This window comes from Sphingobium sp. DC-2 (genome assembly GCF_000722555.1).
Lineage (GTDB): Bacteria > Pseudomonadota > Alphaproteobacteria > Sphingomonadales > Sphingomonadaceae > Sphingobium > Sphingobium quisquiliarum.
In genome coordinates this window covers 22,319-37,609 of record NZ_JNAC01000028.1, presented here as the reverse complement: position 1 = coordinate 37,609, position 15,291 = coordinate 22,319, and the positions used below count along the sequence as shown (strand labels likewise).

The window sequence follows — 15,291 nt, the reverse complement described above, 5'->3', positions numbered from 1 at the left end:
GGACATGCGGCGGACGCCCCTGTCATATGTGGATCTCCGTCGGGCGATGGGTGCGAAGCCAGCGCGCCACGAGCAGGCGGGTGAAGGTGACGGCGGTGAACACGCTGGTCGCGATGCCGATCAGCAGCACGATCGCGAAGCCCTTGACCGGGCCGGAGCCCAGCGCCAGCATGATGCCGCCAGCGATCGCATGGGTGACGTTCGCTTCGAAGATGGTGCGGCTGGCTTCCTTGTATCCGAACTGGATGGCCTGCACGACGCCGCGTCCGCGCCGCCGCTCCTCGCGAATACGCTCGTAGATGAGCACGTTGGCGTCGACCGCCGTGCCGATGGTCAGCACGAAACCGGCGATGCCCGGCAGTGTCAGCGTCGCGCCCAATATGCCCATCACGCCCAGGATGACCAGCACGTTGATCGCGACGGCCAGGTTCGCATACATGCCGAAACGGCCGTAGCTGACGAACATGAAGGCGGCGACCGCGACCACTGCGATGATGGACGCGACAAGCCCCGCACGGATCGAATCCGCGCCAAGCTGCGGCCCGACAGTGCGCTCCTCCACCACCGTCAGCGCGACCGGCAGCTTGCCCGACCGCAGCGCGATGGCGAGCTGGTTGGCGCTCTCCACGGTGAAATTGCCGCTGATCTGGGCGGACCCGCCCAGGATCGGCTCATTGATATTGGGGGCGGACAGCACCTTGCCATCCAGGATGATGGCGAAGGGGCGATTGACATTCTGCGACGTCACCTGGCCGAACTTGCGTCCGCCCGATCCGTTGAAGCGGATGTTGACGATCGGCTGGTTGTTCTGGTCATATCCCTGCGTCGCGTCGGTCAGGTCCTCGCCCGACACCATGACCTGCCGCTTCACCGCGATGGCCAGAATGCCGGATGGATTGTCGGGATAGGGCAGCACCTCGCTGCCCACCGGCGCGCGGCCCTGCGCGGCTTCAGCCGGATTGGCGGTCGTGTCGACCAGCTTGAATTCCAGCTTGGCGGTCTGGCCGAGAAGGTCCTTGAGCGCCTTGGGGTCCTGAAGCCCCGGCACCTGGACGACGATGCGGTTGCCGCCCTGCTGCTGGATCGTCGGTTCGCGCGTGCCCATTTCGTCGATGCGCTTGCGGATGACCTCCGTGGCGACCTCCATCGCGCTCTTGACCGCATTGTCGATGCCCGCGCTGGTCGGGGTGACGACGATGGTGGAGCTGTTCACCACCTCCACATTGAAGTCGCGCTGGCCGGTGAGCCCCGCGCCCTGCGTCAGCGGGCGGATGCGCTCGACGGCGGCGTCCACCTGCGCGGGGTTGCGGACCATGAAGCTGAGCTTGCCGCCACGGCTGGAAATGTCGCCGATCGCGATGCGCTCCCCCCCCCGGCGCAGTTCGGTGCGGACCTGCTCCTCCATATTGGCGAGGCGCTGCTTCGCCACGTCCTGGGTCGACGCTTCGAGCAGCAGGTGGCTGCCGCCCGACAGGTCGAGCCCCAGATTGACGCGCGTTTGCAGCGGCTGGGGCAGCCTGCTCACCACATTGTCGGGCAGGAAGCTGGGGATGGCGCACAGCACGCCGATCAGCAAGGGCAGCAATATCCCGGCAACGGCCCAGCGCGAGAAGTTCAGCATCTGGCGTTCAGTCGTTCGCAGGCTTGGCAGCAGCGGGATCGACGACGTCGGTCAGCGTCGCCTTGACCGCCTTGACCTTCATCCCCGGCGCGAGTTCGACGTCGCAATAGATGTCGTCCACGCGCACGACCTTGCCGACGAGACCGCCGCCGGTCACGACCTGATCACCCTTCTTCACCGCGTCGATCTTGGCCTTGTGGTCCTTCATCCGCTTCTGCTGCGGACGGATCAGGAGGAAGTAGAAGACGACGAAGATGAGGACCAGCGGGGCCAGCTGCACCAGCATGGATGCGCCGGACGATGGTTCGCCCGCAGTCTGAGCAAAGGCCGGAGTAATGAGCATGAGTGGGACTTTCGCCTTATTCTCTTGTCCAGCCGCAGACGGGAAAGTGCCTGCGGATCAAGGGCGCGCGGCTAACACAGATGCAGCTTTGGAGGCAACATGATTAGGGATTGCGCCGGACGGTAAAAAGCCTGCGCCTAATGTCTTGCATGTTGTTCGACATGCTTCTATGTGCCGCCCCTCCGGTCGGGACGTAGCGCAGCCTGGTAGCGCATCACACTGGGGGTGTGGGGGTCGGAGGTTCGAATCCTCTCGTCCCGACCAAATCATGCCGGAGAAGCGCTTGCGGCTTCTCCTCCCCTCTGATTTCCAAGCCATTCACCCGCCTCAAAGGACGCGCATTTTTCCGCTGTCCTACAACGAACCAAATGGGATAACTGATTCGCCTTCAACAACAGGGAAGGCGGATCGATGGACATTTCGGCACTGATAGATGAAGTGATCGCGCGGGAAGGCGGCTACAGCAACCATCCCGCCGATCTTGGCGGCCCCACGCGCTTCGGGATCACCCAGGTGGTGGCGCGGGCGAACGGCTATGCCGGGGACATGAAGGTAATGCCGCGGACCGTGGCCGAAGCCATTTACCGCAGGGTTTATTGGGAACGCCCCGGCTATGCCTTCGTCGCGGAAATGGCGCCGCGCCTTGCCGCCGAACTGCTGGATACGGCAGTGAATATGGGGCCCGGCACCGCCACCGGCTTCCTGCAACGGGCGCTGAACGCCTTCAACCGGAACCAGCAGGATTATCCCGATTTGAAGGTCGACCGGCGGATCGGCGCCAGGACGCTCGCCGCGTTGCGCGCCTTCCTCGCCCTGCGCGGAAAAAAGGGCGGCGAGGCGGTGCTGCTCAAGGCCGTCGATATCCTCCAGGGCGAGCGCTATCTGTCGCTGGCGGAACTGCGCCCGGCCAACGAAGCCTTCCTCTATGGCTGGTTCGCCAACCGGATCGGTTAAGGGAGGGAAGCCATGGCGGTCATCAAAAGGCGGCGGCCCGCGCGGGATGTCTGGACGTTGCGCGCGCGACCGGCCTTTCTCTACGTCATGTACGGGCTGCTTCTCTGGTCGGTGCCGCTGGGCCTGATCGGCGGCGTCAGGCCTGACGTGGCGCAAGCGATCATCGCGGCGACCCAGGCCTATTTCAACGCGCTGCCCGAACCGCTCTACGCTTTGTTCGGCACGGGTTATCTCGGCTACACGGCTGCGCGCACCTGGGGAAAGGCGAAGGGGGTGGAGCGCTGAGGCGCCCGGCCTCCTGACACCGCGGACATGAGAGGGGCCGCCGGGACAGATCATCCCGACGGCCCTTCATTGACATGGTCAGCGGCCGGAAGCGCCGCCCAGGGAAACGTTTGTCGCGCTATTTTCGATTGAGCGGCGGTGTCCGGCGGACGGCCGGTGCGACCCGAATGACAGCTCCATCGGAAATCGACGCAGATGGCGTCGCTCAGCGGCGCGTTTCCCGAAGGGACTTGACCGACCTCACTGCTGAACCATGAGACATCGGATCACCTCCTTTCGCTTGTTTAAGCCCGCGCGACCCGGCTCAAAACGACCTTTCACCTGGCCACGAACCGGACTGTGAATCAGACGGGATGCACGATCAAGACTTGTAAAATTCTTTTTTCGAATCATACTTTCGCGTCCGCCAAAACGCTTGATATGGCGTTTCGCGGCTCGAACGGGCACCAGATGTACGGTCTGGCGTCCGCCGTTCAGCCCCGGCAATCCTCTATCACGCGGCTGACCTCCGCCCACACCGGGAGGATCAGCATGTCGCCCCCCGCCACCTCCAGCGCGAAGCGGCCCCGGCTGTAGGCGATCTGATCCAGCGTCGCGTCGGCAGCAGCCCGCGTCGCGACCATGCCCGCTGGCGAAGCGCTTGCAGGCCAGCTCACCGCGCCATAGCTGGTGCGTATGATCATCGCGCCCTGACCGCCTCCGGCACGCGTCAGGCTGATCCGCCGCCCCGCCCTGTCGCAGCGCAGGACCGCCAGCGGCGCGGCGGACGCGGCTGAGAAGGTCGCGGCCGATCCCGCCGGGTCCGTGCGATAGCTCCAGTTCCCCGGCGTGGTGGCGCGATATTGCCATTCCACCGGCGCTGGCGGCGGGGCGGACGGAGCGGGCGCCGGCGCCGGAGCGCGCTCCGGCTGCGGCGGGGGCGGCTGCCGGGGAGCTCCCACGCAGGACGCGAGCAGGAACGCCAGACAGGCGGGGACGGCGGAGAGCAGTGGAAAGCGCATTGCCCCTCCATGCCCGACTGCCCCCTCCCGCTTCAACCCGAAAAGGCGCGGCGGCAGTGCGCGGGGGCTTGGATGAGCGCGGTCCCTTCCGCCGACCGGATTGACAGTCCAGCGCGGAATCGCTAGGGCGCTGCGCATCCCGGACACGCTGGTGAGCGGCAGTGCATGGCACTGGCCGTCTTTTTTGCGTCTCGGGGTCTATCGAATCGGCCGAAGTCTCTATAGGGGTCTCGGCCCGGACGCTTTGAGATGGGGCGGCGCCAACCGCCCTGTGGAGCAGGAGTACAGAATACCATGGCACGTATTGCGGGTGTCAACATCCCGACCAACAAGCGCGTGATCATCGCGCTCACCTACATCCACGGCATCGGCCGCAAGACCGCCGTCGACATTGCCGACAAGCTGGGCATCGACCACAGCCGCCGCGTTCAGGACCTGTCGGACGCCGAAGTCCTCCAGATCCGCGAGACGATCGACTCCGACCTGACCGTCGAAGGCGACCTGCGCCGCGAAACCGCGATGAACATCAAGCGGCTGATGGACCTGGCCTGCTATCGCGGCCTGCGTCACCGCAAGGGCCTGCCGGTTCGCGGCCAGCGCACGCACACCAACGCGCGCACCCGCAAGGGCAAGGCGAAGCCGATCGCTGGCAAGAAGAAGTAATTCGTCCGGGGGACGAATTACTCCGCCGGAGGCAGCACTCCTTGGGCGCAGCCTCGGTCACTCAAGATTTCAGTAGGATAGAGCAAAATGGCACGCGAACCCCAGCGCATCAAGCGGCGCGAGCGCAAGAACATTTCAGCCGGCGTCGCGCATGTGAACGCCAGCTTCAACAACACCATGGTCACCATCACCGACGCCCAGGGCAATGCGATCAGCTGGTCCTCGGCCGGCATGATGGGCTTCAAGGGCAGCCGCAAGTCGACCCCCTACGCCGCGCAGGTCTGCGCCGAAGACGCTGGCCGCAAGGCCGCCGAACATGGTGTGCGCACCCTGGAAGTCGAAGTGAAGGGTCCGGGGTCAGGCCGTGAATCGGCGCTGCGCGCGTTGCAGGCGGTCGGCTTCCACATCACCTCGATCCGCGACGTGACGCCGATCCCGCACAATGGCGTGCGTCCTTCCAAGCGCCGCCGCGTCTAATCCGGCGAGGCTTGCTGTCGGGCGGCGGACGCGTCGCCCGGTCACCCATCTGCATCGGCCGGAACGTCCTGTCTGGGTCCAGGATTTAAGCGTTTCGGCCTCATCCCCAGGGGAAATACATGACTGTCAACATGAAGAACTGGCAGGAATTGAAGAAGCCCAACAGCCTTGAAATCAAGGCGGCGGGCGACGGCAGGCGCAAGGCGACCTTCGTTGCCGAACCGCTGGAGCGCGGCTTTGGCCTGACGCTCGGCAATGCGCTGCGCCGGGTTCTTCTCTCCTCGCTCCAGGGCGCGGCGGTCACCTCGATCAAGATCGAGAACGTGCTCCACGAATTCTCGTCGCTGGCGGGCGTGCGTGAAGATGTGACGGACATCGTCCTCAACATCAAGCAGGTCGCGCTCAAGATGGAAGGCGATGGCCCCAAGCGGCTCCAGCTCTCCGCCACCGGCCCGGCCGAGGTGAAGGCTGGCGACATCAGCGTCGTGGGCGACATCGAAGTGATGAACCCCGATCTGGTGATCTGTCACCTGGACCAGGGCGCGACGCTGAACATGGAACTGACCGCCGACGTCGGCAAGGGCTATGTCCCCGCCGTCGCCAACCGTCCGGCCGATGCGCCCATCGGCCTGATCCCGGTCGATGCGCTCTACTCGCCGGTGCGCCAGGTCGCCTACAAGGTGGACAATACCCGCGTCGGCCAGGAACTGGACTATGACAAGCTGTCGCTGACCGTCGAGACCGACGGCACCGTCACGCCGGAAGACGCGGTGGCCTATGCCGCCCGCATCCTCCAGGACCAGCTCCAGCTGTTCGTCCACTTCGAAGACGCGCTGCCCGCCGCCGTTCCGGCCGCTGGCGCCGCTGCTTCGTCCGCGGCCGAGGCGGAAAGCGACACCAACCAGATCAACCGCTACCTGCTCAAGAAGGTGGACGAGCTGGAACTGTCGGTCCGCAGCGCCAACTGCCTCAAGAACGACAACATCATCTATATCGGCGATCTGGTCCAGAAGACCGAAGCCGAGATGCTGCGCACCCCGAATTTCGGCCGCAAGTCGCTGAACGAAATCAAGGAAGTGCTGTCGTCCATGGGCCTGCGCCTTGGCATGGACATCCCCGGCTGGCCGCCGGAAAATATCGAGGAAATGGCCAAGAAGCTCGAACAGGAGCTGCTGGGCTAAGCAAGCGGCGGCCGTTCGCTTCCAGCGTGTCGGGAAGCGTTTCTCGACTTCGCTCGAAACGAACGGCGGTTGCGGGATGGGCTGTTGGGCGGTGGCCCTTATCACCGCCTGGTCTGGGCTACCTCACACGGGCCCTTAACGAACGAAGGAAGAAGACATGCGTCACAAGGTTGGTCATCGCAAGCTGCAACGCAGCGCCGGGCATCGCAATTCGCTGCTCCGCAATCTCGCCGCCTCGCTCATCAAGCATGAGCAGATCATGACGACCACGCCCAAGGCGAAGGAACTGCGTCCCTACGTCGAAAAGCTGATCACCCTCGCCAAGAAGGGCGGCCTGTCGAACCGCCGTCTCGCGCAGTCCCGCTTGCAGGACGATGTTCAGCTGACCAAGCTGTTCGACGTGCTGGCGGAGCGCTATGCGGACCGCAACGGCGGCTACACCCGCGTGATCAAGGCCGGCATCCGCGCGTCGGACGCTGCCCCGATCGCGATCATCGAGCTGGTCGACCGCGACGTCGATGCCAAGGGCAAGGATTCCGGTCCGGTCCAGGGCGCCGATGAGGACGAGCTGGAAGCTGCCTGATCGATAAAAGCCGCTCGCCAGCGCGGGCGGAATGGAAAACGGGAACAGGCTGCGGTTCGATGGAACCGCAGCCTGTTTTTCATTGGCGCGGCAGGTCGTTACGGTAGCGAAATATGAGCACGGGAGAGATCGCTCAAAATGACCTATTTCACTCTCTACTTCCTCCCCCCCGTTCAGCCCGCCGACAGCCTGACGGGCTTAGCGATGCACGGCGGTCGCAAGGAGGCGGAATGATGGGTAAGCCGGTGTGGATAGCGGTATCGGTTCTGGGAATGACGCTGCTGGCAAGCGGCACGGCGGTCGCGCAGAACCAGCCTCGTTACGATTACTCCGATCCTGCCGATGATCAGGACAGCACCGGTTCGGATTACGACAACCGCGCGAACGAAGACCAGGTCTCTCCCCGGGGCCGAGGATGATTTTTCCGATGTCGCCGCCGCCGATGAGGAGCGGGCCGGATCAGCTCGCCGCGACGGCCGCGACGCCAGCGCCGCCCTGAACATCGATGACGAGGAAGTCGAGGCCATGACCGACGGCTGCGCCCGCGCCGCCCGCGAGGAGGCGGAACGCAACGGCGACTATGCCGAGGTGCGCCAGATGGAAGCCCCGCGCGAAAACCGCAACGGCTTCCGCATCGACGGCGATGTCGAAAGCCGCAGCCACTGGCGCGCGCAGGATGGCCGCCTGCGCCATTTCACCTGCACGGTCGCCAATGGCCGGATCGAGGATGTTTACTTCCAGCGGGAACGCGCCGCACGCTAAGCGGCGTATACCCCGCCCTTCCCTACGGTTCCCGCGCACCAGCAACAGCGATTTCGTTCCGCGACCCGCAGTCTCCTATTCCCTCCCGCCTGCAAAATGCCTAGGCGGCTGGCTGATCAGGAGCCGTTTACCGCATGCCCCCCAATTCTTCCTCCCCTGCCCGTCCAGCCGCGATCATCTTCATCCTGGTGACGGCGCTGCTCGACGTCATGTCGATGGGCATCGTCGTTCCCGTCCTGCCGCAGCTGATCGGAGAGCTTGCGGGCTCCACCAGCGCCGCGGGATTGTGGAACGGCCTGTTCGTGGCGCTGTGGGCGGTCATGCAATTTCTCTGCTCGCCCATCATCGGTTCGCTTTCGGACCGCTTCGGCAGGCGGCCGGTGATCCTGATCTCCGTGGCGGGACTCGCCCTGGATTTCATACTGATGGCGCTCGCCCCCAATCTCTGGTGGCTTGCGGTGGGCCGGATTTTGGGCGGCATCACCTCTTCCAGCTTCACCTCGACCTTCGCCTATATGGCTGACATTACCCCTCCTGAAAAACGGGCGCGGGGCTATGGCCTTATCGGCGCGGCATTCAGCGCTGGCTTCGTCGCCGGGCCGTTGCTGGGCGGCGTGCTCGGAGAAGTCTCCTTGCGCGCGCCCTTCTGGGCCGCAGCAGGCCTGTCGGCTCTGGCATTTCTCTACGGCCTCGTCGTGCTGCCGGAATCGCTTGCTCCGGCCAAGCGCATGACCTTTTCCTGGCACCGTGCCAATCCGTTCGGCGCGTTGAAGCTGCTGCGATCGCACCCCGAACTGTCCAGCCTGGCGATGGTGAATTTCCTCCTCTATTTCGCGCACCACCTGTTCTCGGCCGTCTTCGTGCTCTACGCGGGGGACCGTTACGGCTGGGGCGCGTGGCAGGTCGGGACGCTGCTCGCGCTGGTCGGCGTCATGGACATGGGCGTCCAGGGCCTTCTGGTCGGTCCCGTCGTCAAGCGGCTGGGCGATCGCCGGACCATGGTGACCGGCCTCAGCTTCGGCGCGATCGGCATCGCCGCCATGGGCCTTGCTCCCAATGGCTGGATGTTCGTCGCGGCCATGTTCCCCAACGCGCTGTGGGGTCTCGCCATGCCGGCGATCCAGTCGCTGATGACGGTACGCGTATCCGAATCCGAACAGGGCCAGTTGCAGGGCGCCAACAACAGCGTCGCATCGATAGCGGGGGTCATATCCCCAATCTTCTTCGGCGCGATCTATTCCATGTCCGTGGGCCCAAACCCGGCGCTGTCCCATATCGGCAGCGCCTTCCTGATCGCCGCGATCGTGCTGGCAAGTGCGGCTCTGCTGGGATGGGTCGCCGGACGGAGCGGCAACGTGCCTTCGCTGGACAAGGACGGCGCCACGCACTAACCGCGCCACATCCCATTCTCTCCGGCTCGTAAAGGCGATTCGATGACGCTGCCCCTTCAGGATTCCATCCTCATCGTGGATTTCGGCAGCCAGGTGACCCAACTGATCGCGCGGCGCGTGCGGGAGGCGGGGGTCTATTCCGAAATCGCGCCCTTCAACAGCGCAGCCGAAGCTTTTGACCGCATGAAGCCCAAGGGCATCATCCTGTCGGGCGGGCCATCGTCGGTTATGTGGGAAGACAGCCCCCGCGCGCCGCAGGCCTTCTTTGACGCGGGCATCCCGATCCTTGGCATCTGCTATGGCCAGCAGACGATGATGCAGCAGATGGGCGGCCAAGTGGAAGGCGGCGAAAGCGGCGAGTTCGGACGCGCCTTCATCGAAGTGAAGAAGCGCTGCGCCCTGTTCGACGGCCTGTGGTCCGTAGGCGAGCGGCATCAGGTATGGATGAGCCATGGCGACAAGGTGACGAGCCTTGCGCCCGGTTTCGAAGTGGTGGCGGTGAGCGAAGGCGCGCCCTTCGCCATGACCGCCAATGAGGAAAAGCGCTTCTACGCCACGCAATTCCACCCCGAAGTGGTGCATACGCCCGATGGCGCCAAGCTGATCGCCAATTTCGCCCGCCATGTCTGCGGCCTCAAGGGCGACTGGACCATGGCCGAATTCCGCGCGACCAAGATCGCCGAAATTCGCGAGCAGGTGGGCGATGGCAAGGTGATATGCGGCTTGTCCGGCGGCGTCGACAGCGCGGTGGCCGCCGTGCTGATCCATGAGGCTATCGGCGATCAGCTGACCTGCGTGTTCGTCGATCATGGGCTGATGCGCGCGGGCGAGGCGGAGCAGGTGGTTTCGCTGTTCCGGGGCAGCTACAATATCCCGCTGGTCCATGTGAACGCCGAAACGCTGTTCATGAAGGGGCTGGAAGGCGTCACCGATCCCGAAGCCAAGCGCAAGTTCATTGGCAAGACCTTCATTGACGTGTTCGAGGATGAAGCGAAGAAGATCGGCGGTGCGGCGTTCCTGGCGCAAGGCACCCTCTACCCCGACGTGATCGAAAGTGTCAGCTTCACTGGCGGGCCTTCAGTCACGATCAAGAGCCACCATAATGTCGGCGGCCTTCCCGAGCGCATGAACATGAAGCTGGTCGAACCTCTGCGCGAACTGTTCAAGGACGAAGTGCGCGAGCTTGGCCGCGAACTGGGGCTACCGGACGTCTTCGTCGGCCGTCACCCCTTCCCCGGGCCCGGCCTCGCGATTCGCATTCCCGGAGAAGTGAGCAAGGAACGCTGCGACATATTGCGCAAGGCGGACCTCATCTATCTGGAGGAAATCCGCAACGCCGGGCTGTATGATGCGATCTGGCAGGCCTTCGCTGTGCTGCTGCCGGTGCGGACCGTCGGCGTGATGGGCGACCATCGCACCTATGATAGCGTCTGCGCCCTGCGCGCCGTCACCTCGACCGACGGCATGACGGCCGACATCTATCCCTTCGACGCCGCCTTCCTGAGCCGCGTCGCAACCCGCATCATCAACGAAGTGAAGGGAATCAACCGGGTGGTCTACGACTATACATCGAAGCCGCCGGGCACGATCGAGTGGGAGTGAACCGGTAAGCGGGAGAAGTTATTCCGCTCGCAGCACGCAGCGGTGACGCGTTCCTGAGAATGCAGGAACATGGGTCAAATCGGCGGACGCTATACTCCGGGCGTGAGAGCCATTACCTCTAGCCTCATGACCATCGCTCCACTTGGCCATCCCGTTTACCGGGACATGCCCGCCACCATCTTCGAAAAGATGTCCGCGCGGGCGCGGCAGGCAGGCGCGATCAATCTGGGACAGGGTTTTCCCGACGCTCCGGGACCAGCCGATATCTTGCAGGCAGCCGCAGACGCCCTGCTAACGCGGTCGAGCCAATATCCTCCGAGCGGAGGCTTGCCCGAACTGCGCGCGGCGGTGGCGGATCATTATGCGCGGCATCAGCAACTGGACCTTTCCGCCGAAGAAGTGATCGTCACGTCCGGTGCTACCGAAGCCATCGCTGCCACCCTGCTGGCGTTGATCCAGCCGGGCGACGAGGTCATCCTGTTCGCGCCGCTCTACGACGCCTATCTGCCGCTGGTCGAGCGCGCGGGGGGCGTGGCGCGCGTAATCCGGCTTGCGCCACCCGGCTGGCGGATCACGCAGGAGGCGCTGGAGGCCGCCGCAAGTTCGCGCACCCGCCTGCTGCTGCTCAACAATCCCCTCAATCCCAGCGCCGCCGTTATGGACGGGGAGCAACTCGGCCTGATCGCGCGCTTTTGCGTTGAGCGCGACCTGATCGCCATTTGCGACGAGGTTTGGGAGCATGTCACCTTCGAAGGACTGGCACATACCCCGCTCATGGGCCTGCCTGGCATGCGCGGCCGTACTGTAAAGATCGGGTCGGCAGGCAAAATCTTCTCCCTCACCGGCTGGAAGGTAGGATGGATGTGCGCCGCTGCGCCGGTTGCGACGCTGCTCGGACGCGCACATCAATTTCTAACCTTCACCACGCCGCCCAATCTGCAATGGGCGGTGGCGGAAGGGCTCGGCAAGCCGCACGCGTGGTTCAGCGCCGTGCGCGCGGATTATCAGCGATCGCGCGACCGGCTGGCAAGCGGCCTCCGCGCGGCGGGCTATGTTGTCGATCCCGGAACTGGAACCTGGTTTTCCACCATAGATCTTGCCGCGTCCGGCATCTCTCTCTCCGATCAGGCATTTTGCGAAAGAATCATCGGCGAGGCTGGAGTGGCCGCTATTCCTGTCTCGGCCTTTTACCCCCGTGATCCCATCACCCATCTGGCACGGCTCTGTTTCGCCAAGAGCGATGCGGTGATCGACGAGGCTGTAACGCGTCTTGCCCGCTTCAGGGCATCGCTTGGTTGAGCGGCAGAGAAGGCTTGCCGTGCCGACTTTAGGCGTCTAGATTCACCTTTCGTTCCGTTGAGGGGTTTACATGGACAGTCTGATCATCCTTTTGACTGCGGTGGCCCTGTTGGCGGGACTGGGTATCGGATGGCTGTTGCGGGGCAAGGCTGATGCCCCGGCTTTGGCTGAAAAAGCGGAGCTTACCACCAAGCTGGAAAGCGCGACAGCGCAGCGGAATGGCGCGTTGCAGGAGCTTGTGGTGGCGCAGGATCGCGCCGCGCAGGCGGGAGAGCTTGCGCGGCGGCTGGAGGATGAACGCGCTGCAAGGGAAGCGGCGGCCAGGGAACTTGCGGCGCTCCGCTCGGACGCCCAGGCGCGGGCCGAAGCGTTCGAGGCGCAAATCACCGCGCTCAAGGATGCCAAGGAACAGCTTTCAGCCCAGTTCAGCGAAATCGGCGGCAAGCTGCTGCATCAAGCTCAGAGCCATTTCCTGGAGCGCGCTGATCAGCGGCTGGCGCAGGCACATGAAAAAAGCGAGGCGCAGCTCAAGCAATTGCTGCACCCGGTCAATGAGACCATCCAACGCTACGACCAGAAGATCACCCAGATCGAACAGCAGCGCACCGAAGCCTATGGCATCTTGCGCGGTGAGATCGAATCGATGCGCACGGGGCAGGAAGCAGTTCGTGCGGAGGCGCAGCGGCTGGTCGATTCGCTGCGTCATGCGCCCAAGGCGCGGGGGCGCTGGGGCGAACAGCAGTTGCGCAATGTGCTGGAAACATGCGGCCTGTCGGAGCATGTCGATTTTCGTACCGAGGTAAGTGTCGAGGGGGAAGAAGGCCGGTTGCGCCCGGACGCTATCCTGCGGGTGCCGGGCGGGCGGGCTCTGGTAATTGACGCCAAGGTGTCGCTCAACGCCTATCAGGATGCCTATGGGGCCGATGGGGAGGAGGAGCGCAAACGCCTGCTCACCGCCCATGCCACTGCGATGCGCGCTCATGTCGAAACGCTGGGCCGGAAAAGCTATGCTGAGCAGTTTGAGGAAGCGCCTGATTATGTGATCATGTTCGTTCCCGGCGAGCATTTCCTGTCCGCCGCGCTGGAGCATGATCCGCAGCTCTGGGACCATGCCTTCGCCAAGCGGGTGCTGCTGGCGACGCCCACCAACCTGATAGCCATCGCGCGGACGGTGGCGGCGGTCTGGCGTCAGGAGAAGATGGCGGACGAGGCCAAGCGAATCGGCATGCTTGGCAAAGAGCTATACGAACGGCTCGCGGGCGCGGCGGCATCCTTGCGGAAGCTTGGCAACCGGCTCAACGGAGCGGTGGGCGATTATAACGCCTTCGTCGGCAGCTTCGAAGGAAGGGTGCTCGTCACCGGGCGGAAGCTGCGCGATCTCAATATCGAAACAGGCGGCAAGGAACTGGAGCAACTGGAGCCCGTTGAAGCACTTGTGCGGGAGCCTGCTTCACCCGAAGCGCTTCGTCCCCTGGAAGCGCTGCCTAGCGCCGCAGAGTGACAGCAGCGGCTCAGTACAAAATAGCGAGCGATCTAATTGATTGTGAGCATCGCTTGAGGGCGTGACCAGATTGCGCGGGGCTGCTGCAACTGGCATGGCCCGTCCCATGGCTCGCATCGGCCTTCTTGGCGGCTCCTTCAATCCTGCGCATGGCGGCCATCGCGCCATTTCTCTCTTTGCCGCCGAGGCGCTTCGCCTGGACGAAGTCTGGTGGCTGGTGTCGCCTGGCAATCCGTTGAAGCCGCGCGCTGGAATGGCGCCCTTGCCCGCCCGGTTGCAGCACGCCAAGGCCGTGGCGCGTGGGTCCATCATCCGTCCGACAGCCATCGAAAGGCAACTTCGCACGCGCTACACGGCCGATACGCTGCGGCGGTTGCAAGCGCGCTACCCGCGTCACCGCTTCATCTGGCTGATGGGATCGGACAATCTGACTCAGTTCGCCCAATGGAGGGATTGGCGCGGCATTGCGCGGCGAATGCCCATTGCAGTTATCGCCCGGCCTTCTTATGATAAGGACGCCTATGGCTCTGTGGCCATGGCATGGCTGCGGCGTTCCGTCCGGCCCGCGCGCCAGAGTGCAGACTGGACGGAGTGGAGACCGCCGGCGCTTGTGCTTTTGCGCTTTCGCCCTGATCCAAGATCGGCGACCCTGCTGCGGCAGGCCGACCCTCTCTGGCATCGCGAATATGAACATGCACGTGTGCGCGACCCGCTCACGCGCCGGATGATTGTCTAGAATGGAGCCTCTTTGACCAGAACCCAACCCGCCAACGATACGGCGCAGGACGCCGACAGCGTTGCAGCCCTGCACGCCCTGGTGCTTAAATCGCTCGATGATGACCAGGCGCAGGAAACCATCTCCATTCCCCTGGAGGGCAAGAGCAGCATCGCCGATCATATGGTGATCGCCAGCGGCCGTTCCTCGCGGCAGGTAGCGTCCATGGCGCAGAAGCTTGCCGAACGGATCAAGCAGGCCACTGGCCGCTCCGCGCGGGTGGAAGGCCTGCCGGTCGCGGACTGGGTGCTGATCGACGCAGGCGACGTCATCGTCCACCTGTTCCGCCCGGAAGTGCGCAGCTTCTACAATCTGGAACGGATGTGGGGCTTCGTCGACGCGCCGGTGGCTGGCACCGCCTAAGCCTTCGACAAGGCGCGCGATCACGGCTAGGGGCAGGACATGCTGCTCCACATCATCGCGCGCGGAAAGATCGGGCGTTCGGCCGAGGCGGAACTGGTCGAACGCTATGTGAAGCGGCTGACGATGCCGCACAGGATCACTGAACTGCCCGACAGAGGCGGCAAGGTGCCGCCCGCTCAGCCGGGAACGGTCATGGTGATGCTGGATGAAAAGGGCCGGCAGCTCAGTTCCATGGATTTCGCCCGCCGCATCGAGGGATGGCGCGATGCGGGGACCCGCGAATGCCGCTTCCTGATCGGGGCGGCGGATGGCTTTGACGATGCGGATCGGTCCGGCGCGGACCTGCTGATCGCCTTTGGCGCGATGACATGGCCGCATATGATGGCGCGTGCGATGCTCGCCGAACAACTCTGGCGCGCCTGCTCCATCCTGTCGGGCCATCCCTATCACCGGGAAGGGTGAACCGGGGCGCGCGCCCATATGCTCGACA

18 protein-coding genes and 1 tRNA gene are annotated in these 15,291 nt (G+C 64.3%); 16 read left to right on the top strand and 3 right to left on the bottom strand.

The annotated features are described in order from the left end of the window. Positions 1-22: 22 nt before the first annotated feature. Together secD and yajC are read right to left on the bottom strand one after the other, a co-directional pair. Positions 23-1,621: a protein translocase subunit SecD gene (gene secD / locus ET21_RS0105220; protein WP_030538844.1), complete on the bottom strand. Its 1,599-nt coding sequence runs from the start codon at positions 1,619-1,621 to the stop codon at positions 23-25. Positions 1,622-1,628: 7 nt separating this feature from the next. After that, a complete protein-coding gene (gene yajC / locus ET21_RS0105215; protein ID WP_021236810.1) occupies positions 1,629-1,964 on the bottom strand; it encodes a preprotein translocase subunit YajC in 336 nt (111 codons plus the stop codon). Positions 1,965-2,151: 187 nt separating this feature from the next. Between yajC and ET21_RS0105210 the strand changes: the two genes are divergently transcribed. The 3 genes from ET21_RS0105210 (at position 2,152) to ET21_RS0105200 (ending at position 3,203) form a co-directional block, all read left to right on the top strand. Next, a tRNA-Pro gene (locus ET21_RS0105210) sits at positions 2,152-2,228 on the top strand. A gap of 147 nt (positions 2,229-2,375) precedes the next feature. Further along, entirely contained in the window at positions 2,376-2,918 is a 543-nt protein-coding gene (locus ET21_RS0105205; protein WP_030538843.1) for a glycoside hydrolase family 108 protein, read from the top strand. Between the two features lie 12 nt (positions 2,919-2,930). After that, a complete protein-coding gene (locus ET21_RS0105200) occupies positions 2,931-3,203 on the top strand; it encodes a 3TM-type holin (RefSeq protein WP_021236812.1) in 273 nt (90 codons plus the stop codon). 473 nt (positions 3,204-3,676) lie between these two features. Here ET21_RS0105200 and ET21_RS0105195 read toward each other — a convergent pair whose 3' ends face one another. After that, positions 3,677-4,204, bottom strand: a complete 528-nt coding sequence (locus ET21_RS0105195) for a hypothetical protein (protein WP_030538842.1) — start codon at positions 4,202-4,204, stop codon at positions 3,677-3,679. Between the two features lie 294 nt (positions 4,205-4,498). Here ET21_RS0105195 and rpsM point away from each other — a divergent pair, with 294 nt between their 5' ends. From rpsM to ET21_RS0105130, 13 genes are all read left to right on the top strand, one after another. Beyond that, on the top strand, positions 4,499-4,867 hold the full coding sequence (rpsM, locus tag ET21_RS0105190) for a 30S ribosomal protein S13 (RefSeq protein ID WP_021236987.1): 369 nt from the start codon (positions 4,499-4,501) through the stop codon (positions 4,865-4,867). A gap of 87 nt (positions 4,868-4,954) precedes the next feature. Then, positions 4,955-5,344 (top strand): 30S ribosomal protein S11, encoded by a 390-nt coding sequence (gene rpsK, locus ET21_RS0105185; protein WP_004208752.1) that lies wholly within the window; start codon positions 4,955-4,957, stop codon positions 5,342-5,344. A gap of 119 nt (positions 5,345-5,463) precedes the next feature. After that, entirely contained in the window at positions 5,464-6,525 is a 1,062-nt protein-coding gene (locus ET21_RS0105180; protein ID WP_030538841.1) for a DNA-directed RNA polymerase subunit alpha, read from the top strand. 157 nt (positions 6,526-6,682) lie between these two features. Beyond that, the gene (gene rplQ, locus ET21_RS0105175; RefSeq protein ID WP_030538840.1) at positions 6,683-7,108 is read left to right on the top strand and encodes a 50S ribosomal protein L17; all 426 of its coding nucleotides are present in this window, start codon (positions 6,683-6,685) and stop codon (positions 7,106-7,108) included. Between the two features lie 230 nt (positions 7,109-7,338). Next, complete coding sequence (locus ET21_RS27585; protein WP_156029024.1) at positions 7,339-7,527, top strand: hypothetical protein; 189 nt, start codon at positions 7,339-7,341, stop codon at positions 7,525-7,527. A 106-nt stretch (positions 7,528-7,633) separates the two neighbouring features. Beyond that, the gene (locus ET21_RS27580) at positions 7,634-7,870 is read left to right on the top strand and encodes a hypothetical protein (RefSeq protein WP_156029022.1); all 237 of its coding nucleotides are present in this window, start codon (positions 7,634-7,636) and stop codon (positions 7,868-7,870) included. A gap of 134 nt (positions 7,871-8,004) precedes the next feature. Then, complete coding sequence (locus ET21_RS0105160; RefSeq protein ID WP_030538839.1) at positions 8,005-9,261, top strand: tetracycline resistance MFS efflux pump; 1,257 nt, start codon at positions 8,005-8,007, stop codon at positions 9,259-9,261. Between the two features lie 42 nt (positions 9,262-9,303). Beyond that, positions 9,304-10,863 (top strand): glutamine-hydrolyzing GMP synthase, encoded by a 1,560-nt coding sequence (gene guaA, locus ET21_RS0105155; protein WP_030538838.1) that lies wholly within the window; start codon positions 9,304-9,306, stop codon positions 10,861-10,863. Between the two features lie 126 nt (positions 10,864-10,989). Continuing rightward, entirely contained in the window at positions 10,990-12,162 is a 1,173-nt protein-coding gene (locus tag ET21_RS0105150; RefSeq protein WP_030538837.1) for an aminotransferase, read from the top strand. A gap of 70 nt (positions 12,163-12,232) precedes the next feature. Then, the gene (locus ET21_RS0105145; protein WP_030538836.1) at positions 12,233-13,663 is read left to right on the top strand and encodes a DNA recombination protein RmuC; all 1,431 of its coding nucleotides are present in this window, start codon (positions 12,233-12,235) and stop codon (positions 13,661-13,663) included. A gap of 106 nt (positions 13,664-13,769) precedes the next feature. Continuing rightward, a complete protein-coding gene (locus tag ET21_RS0105140; RefSeq protein WP_030538835.1) occupies positions 13,770-14,399 on the top strand; it encodes a nicotinate-nucleotide adenylyltransferase in 630 nt (209 codons plus the stop codon). 12 nt (positions 14,400-14,411) lie between these two features. Continuing rightward, positions 14,412-14,801 (top strand): ribosome silencing factor, encoded by a 390-nt coding sequence (rsfS, locus tag ET21_RS0105135; protein ID WP_021236996.1) that lies wholly within the window; start codon positions 14,412-14,414, stop codon positions 14,799-14,801. 39 nt (positions 14,802-14,840) lie between these two features. Further along, entirely contained in the window at positions 14,841-15,263 is a 423-nt protein-coding gene (locus ET21_RS0105130; RefSeq protein ID WP_021236997.1) for a 23S rRNA (pseudouridine(1915)-N(3))-methyltransferase RlmH, read from the top strand. Positions 15,264-15,291 lie beyond the last annotated feature (28 nt).

Coding starts and splice junctions, on each gene's coding strand:
- ET21_RS0105160 (WP_030538839.1), top strand. CDS start 8,005: ATGCCCCCCAATTCTTCCTCCCCTGCCCGTCCAGCCGCGATCATCTTC.
- ET21_RS27585 (WP_156029024.1), top strand. CDS start 7,339: ATGATGGGTAAGCCGGTGTGGATAGCGGTATCGGTTCTGGGAATGACG.
- ET21_RS0105195 (WP_030538842.1), bottom strand. CDS start 4,204: ATGCGCTTTCCACTGCTCTCCGCCGTCCCCGCCTGTCTGGCGTTCCTG.
- ET21_RS0105130 (WP_021236997.1), top strand. CDS start 14,841: ATGCTGCTCCACATCATCGCGCGCGGAAAGATCGGGCGTTCGGCCGAG.
- ET21_RS0105145 (WP_030538836.1), top strand. CDS start 12,233: ATGGACAGTCTGATCATCCTTTTGACTGCGGTGGCCCTGTTGGCGGGA.
- rplQ (WP_030538840.1), top strand. CDS start 6,683: ATGCGTCACAAGGTTGGTCATCGCAAGCTGCAACGCAGCGCCGGGCAT.
- guaA (WP_030538838.1), top strand. CDS start 9,304: ATGACGCTGCCCCTTCAGGATTCCATCCTCATCGTGGATTTCGGCAGC.
- ET21_RS0105205 (WP_030538843.1), top strand. CDS start 2,376: ATGGACATTTCGGCACTGATAGATGAAGTGATCGCGCGGGAAGGCGGC.
- ET21_RS0105140 (WP_030538835.1), top strand. CDS start 13,770: ATGGCTCGCATCGGCCTTCTTGGCGGCTCCTTCAATCCTGCGCATGGC.
- ET21_RS0105180 (WP_030538841.1), top strand. CDS start 5,464: ATGACTGTCAACATGAAGAACTGGCAGGAATTGAAGAAGCCCAACAGC.
- ET21_RS27580 (WP_156029022.1), top strand. CDS start 7,634: ATGACCGACGGCTGCGCCCGCGCCGCCCGCGAGGAGGCGGAACGCAAC.
- rpsM (WP_021236987.1), top strand. CDS start 4,499: ATGGCACGTATTGCGGGTGTCAACATCCCGACCAACAAGCGCGTGATC.
- ET21_RS0105150 (WP_030538837.1), top strand. CDS start 10,990: ATGACCATCGCTCCACTTGGCCATCCCGTTTACCGGGACATGCCCGCC.
- ET21_RS0105200 (WP_021236812.1), top strand. CDS start 2,931: ATGGCGGTCATCAAAAGGCGGCGGCCCGCGCGGGATGTCTGGACGTTG.
- yajC (WP_021236810.1), bottom strand. CDS start 1,964: ATGCTCATTACTCCGGCCTTTGCTCAGACTGCGGGCGAACCATCGTCC.
- rpsK (WP_004208752.1), top strand. CDS start 4,955: ATGGCACGCGAACCCCAGCGCATCAAGCGGCGCGAGCGCAAGAACATT.
- secD (WP_030538844.1), bottom strand. CDS start 1,621: ATGCTGAACTTCTCGCGCTGGGCCGTTGCCGGGATATTGCTGCCCTTG.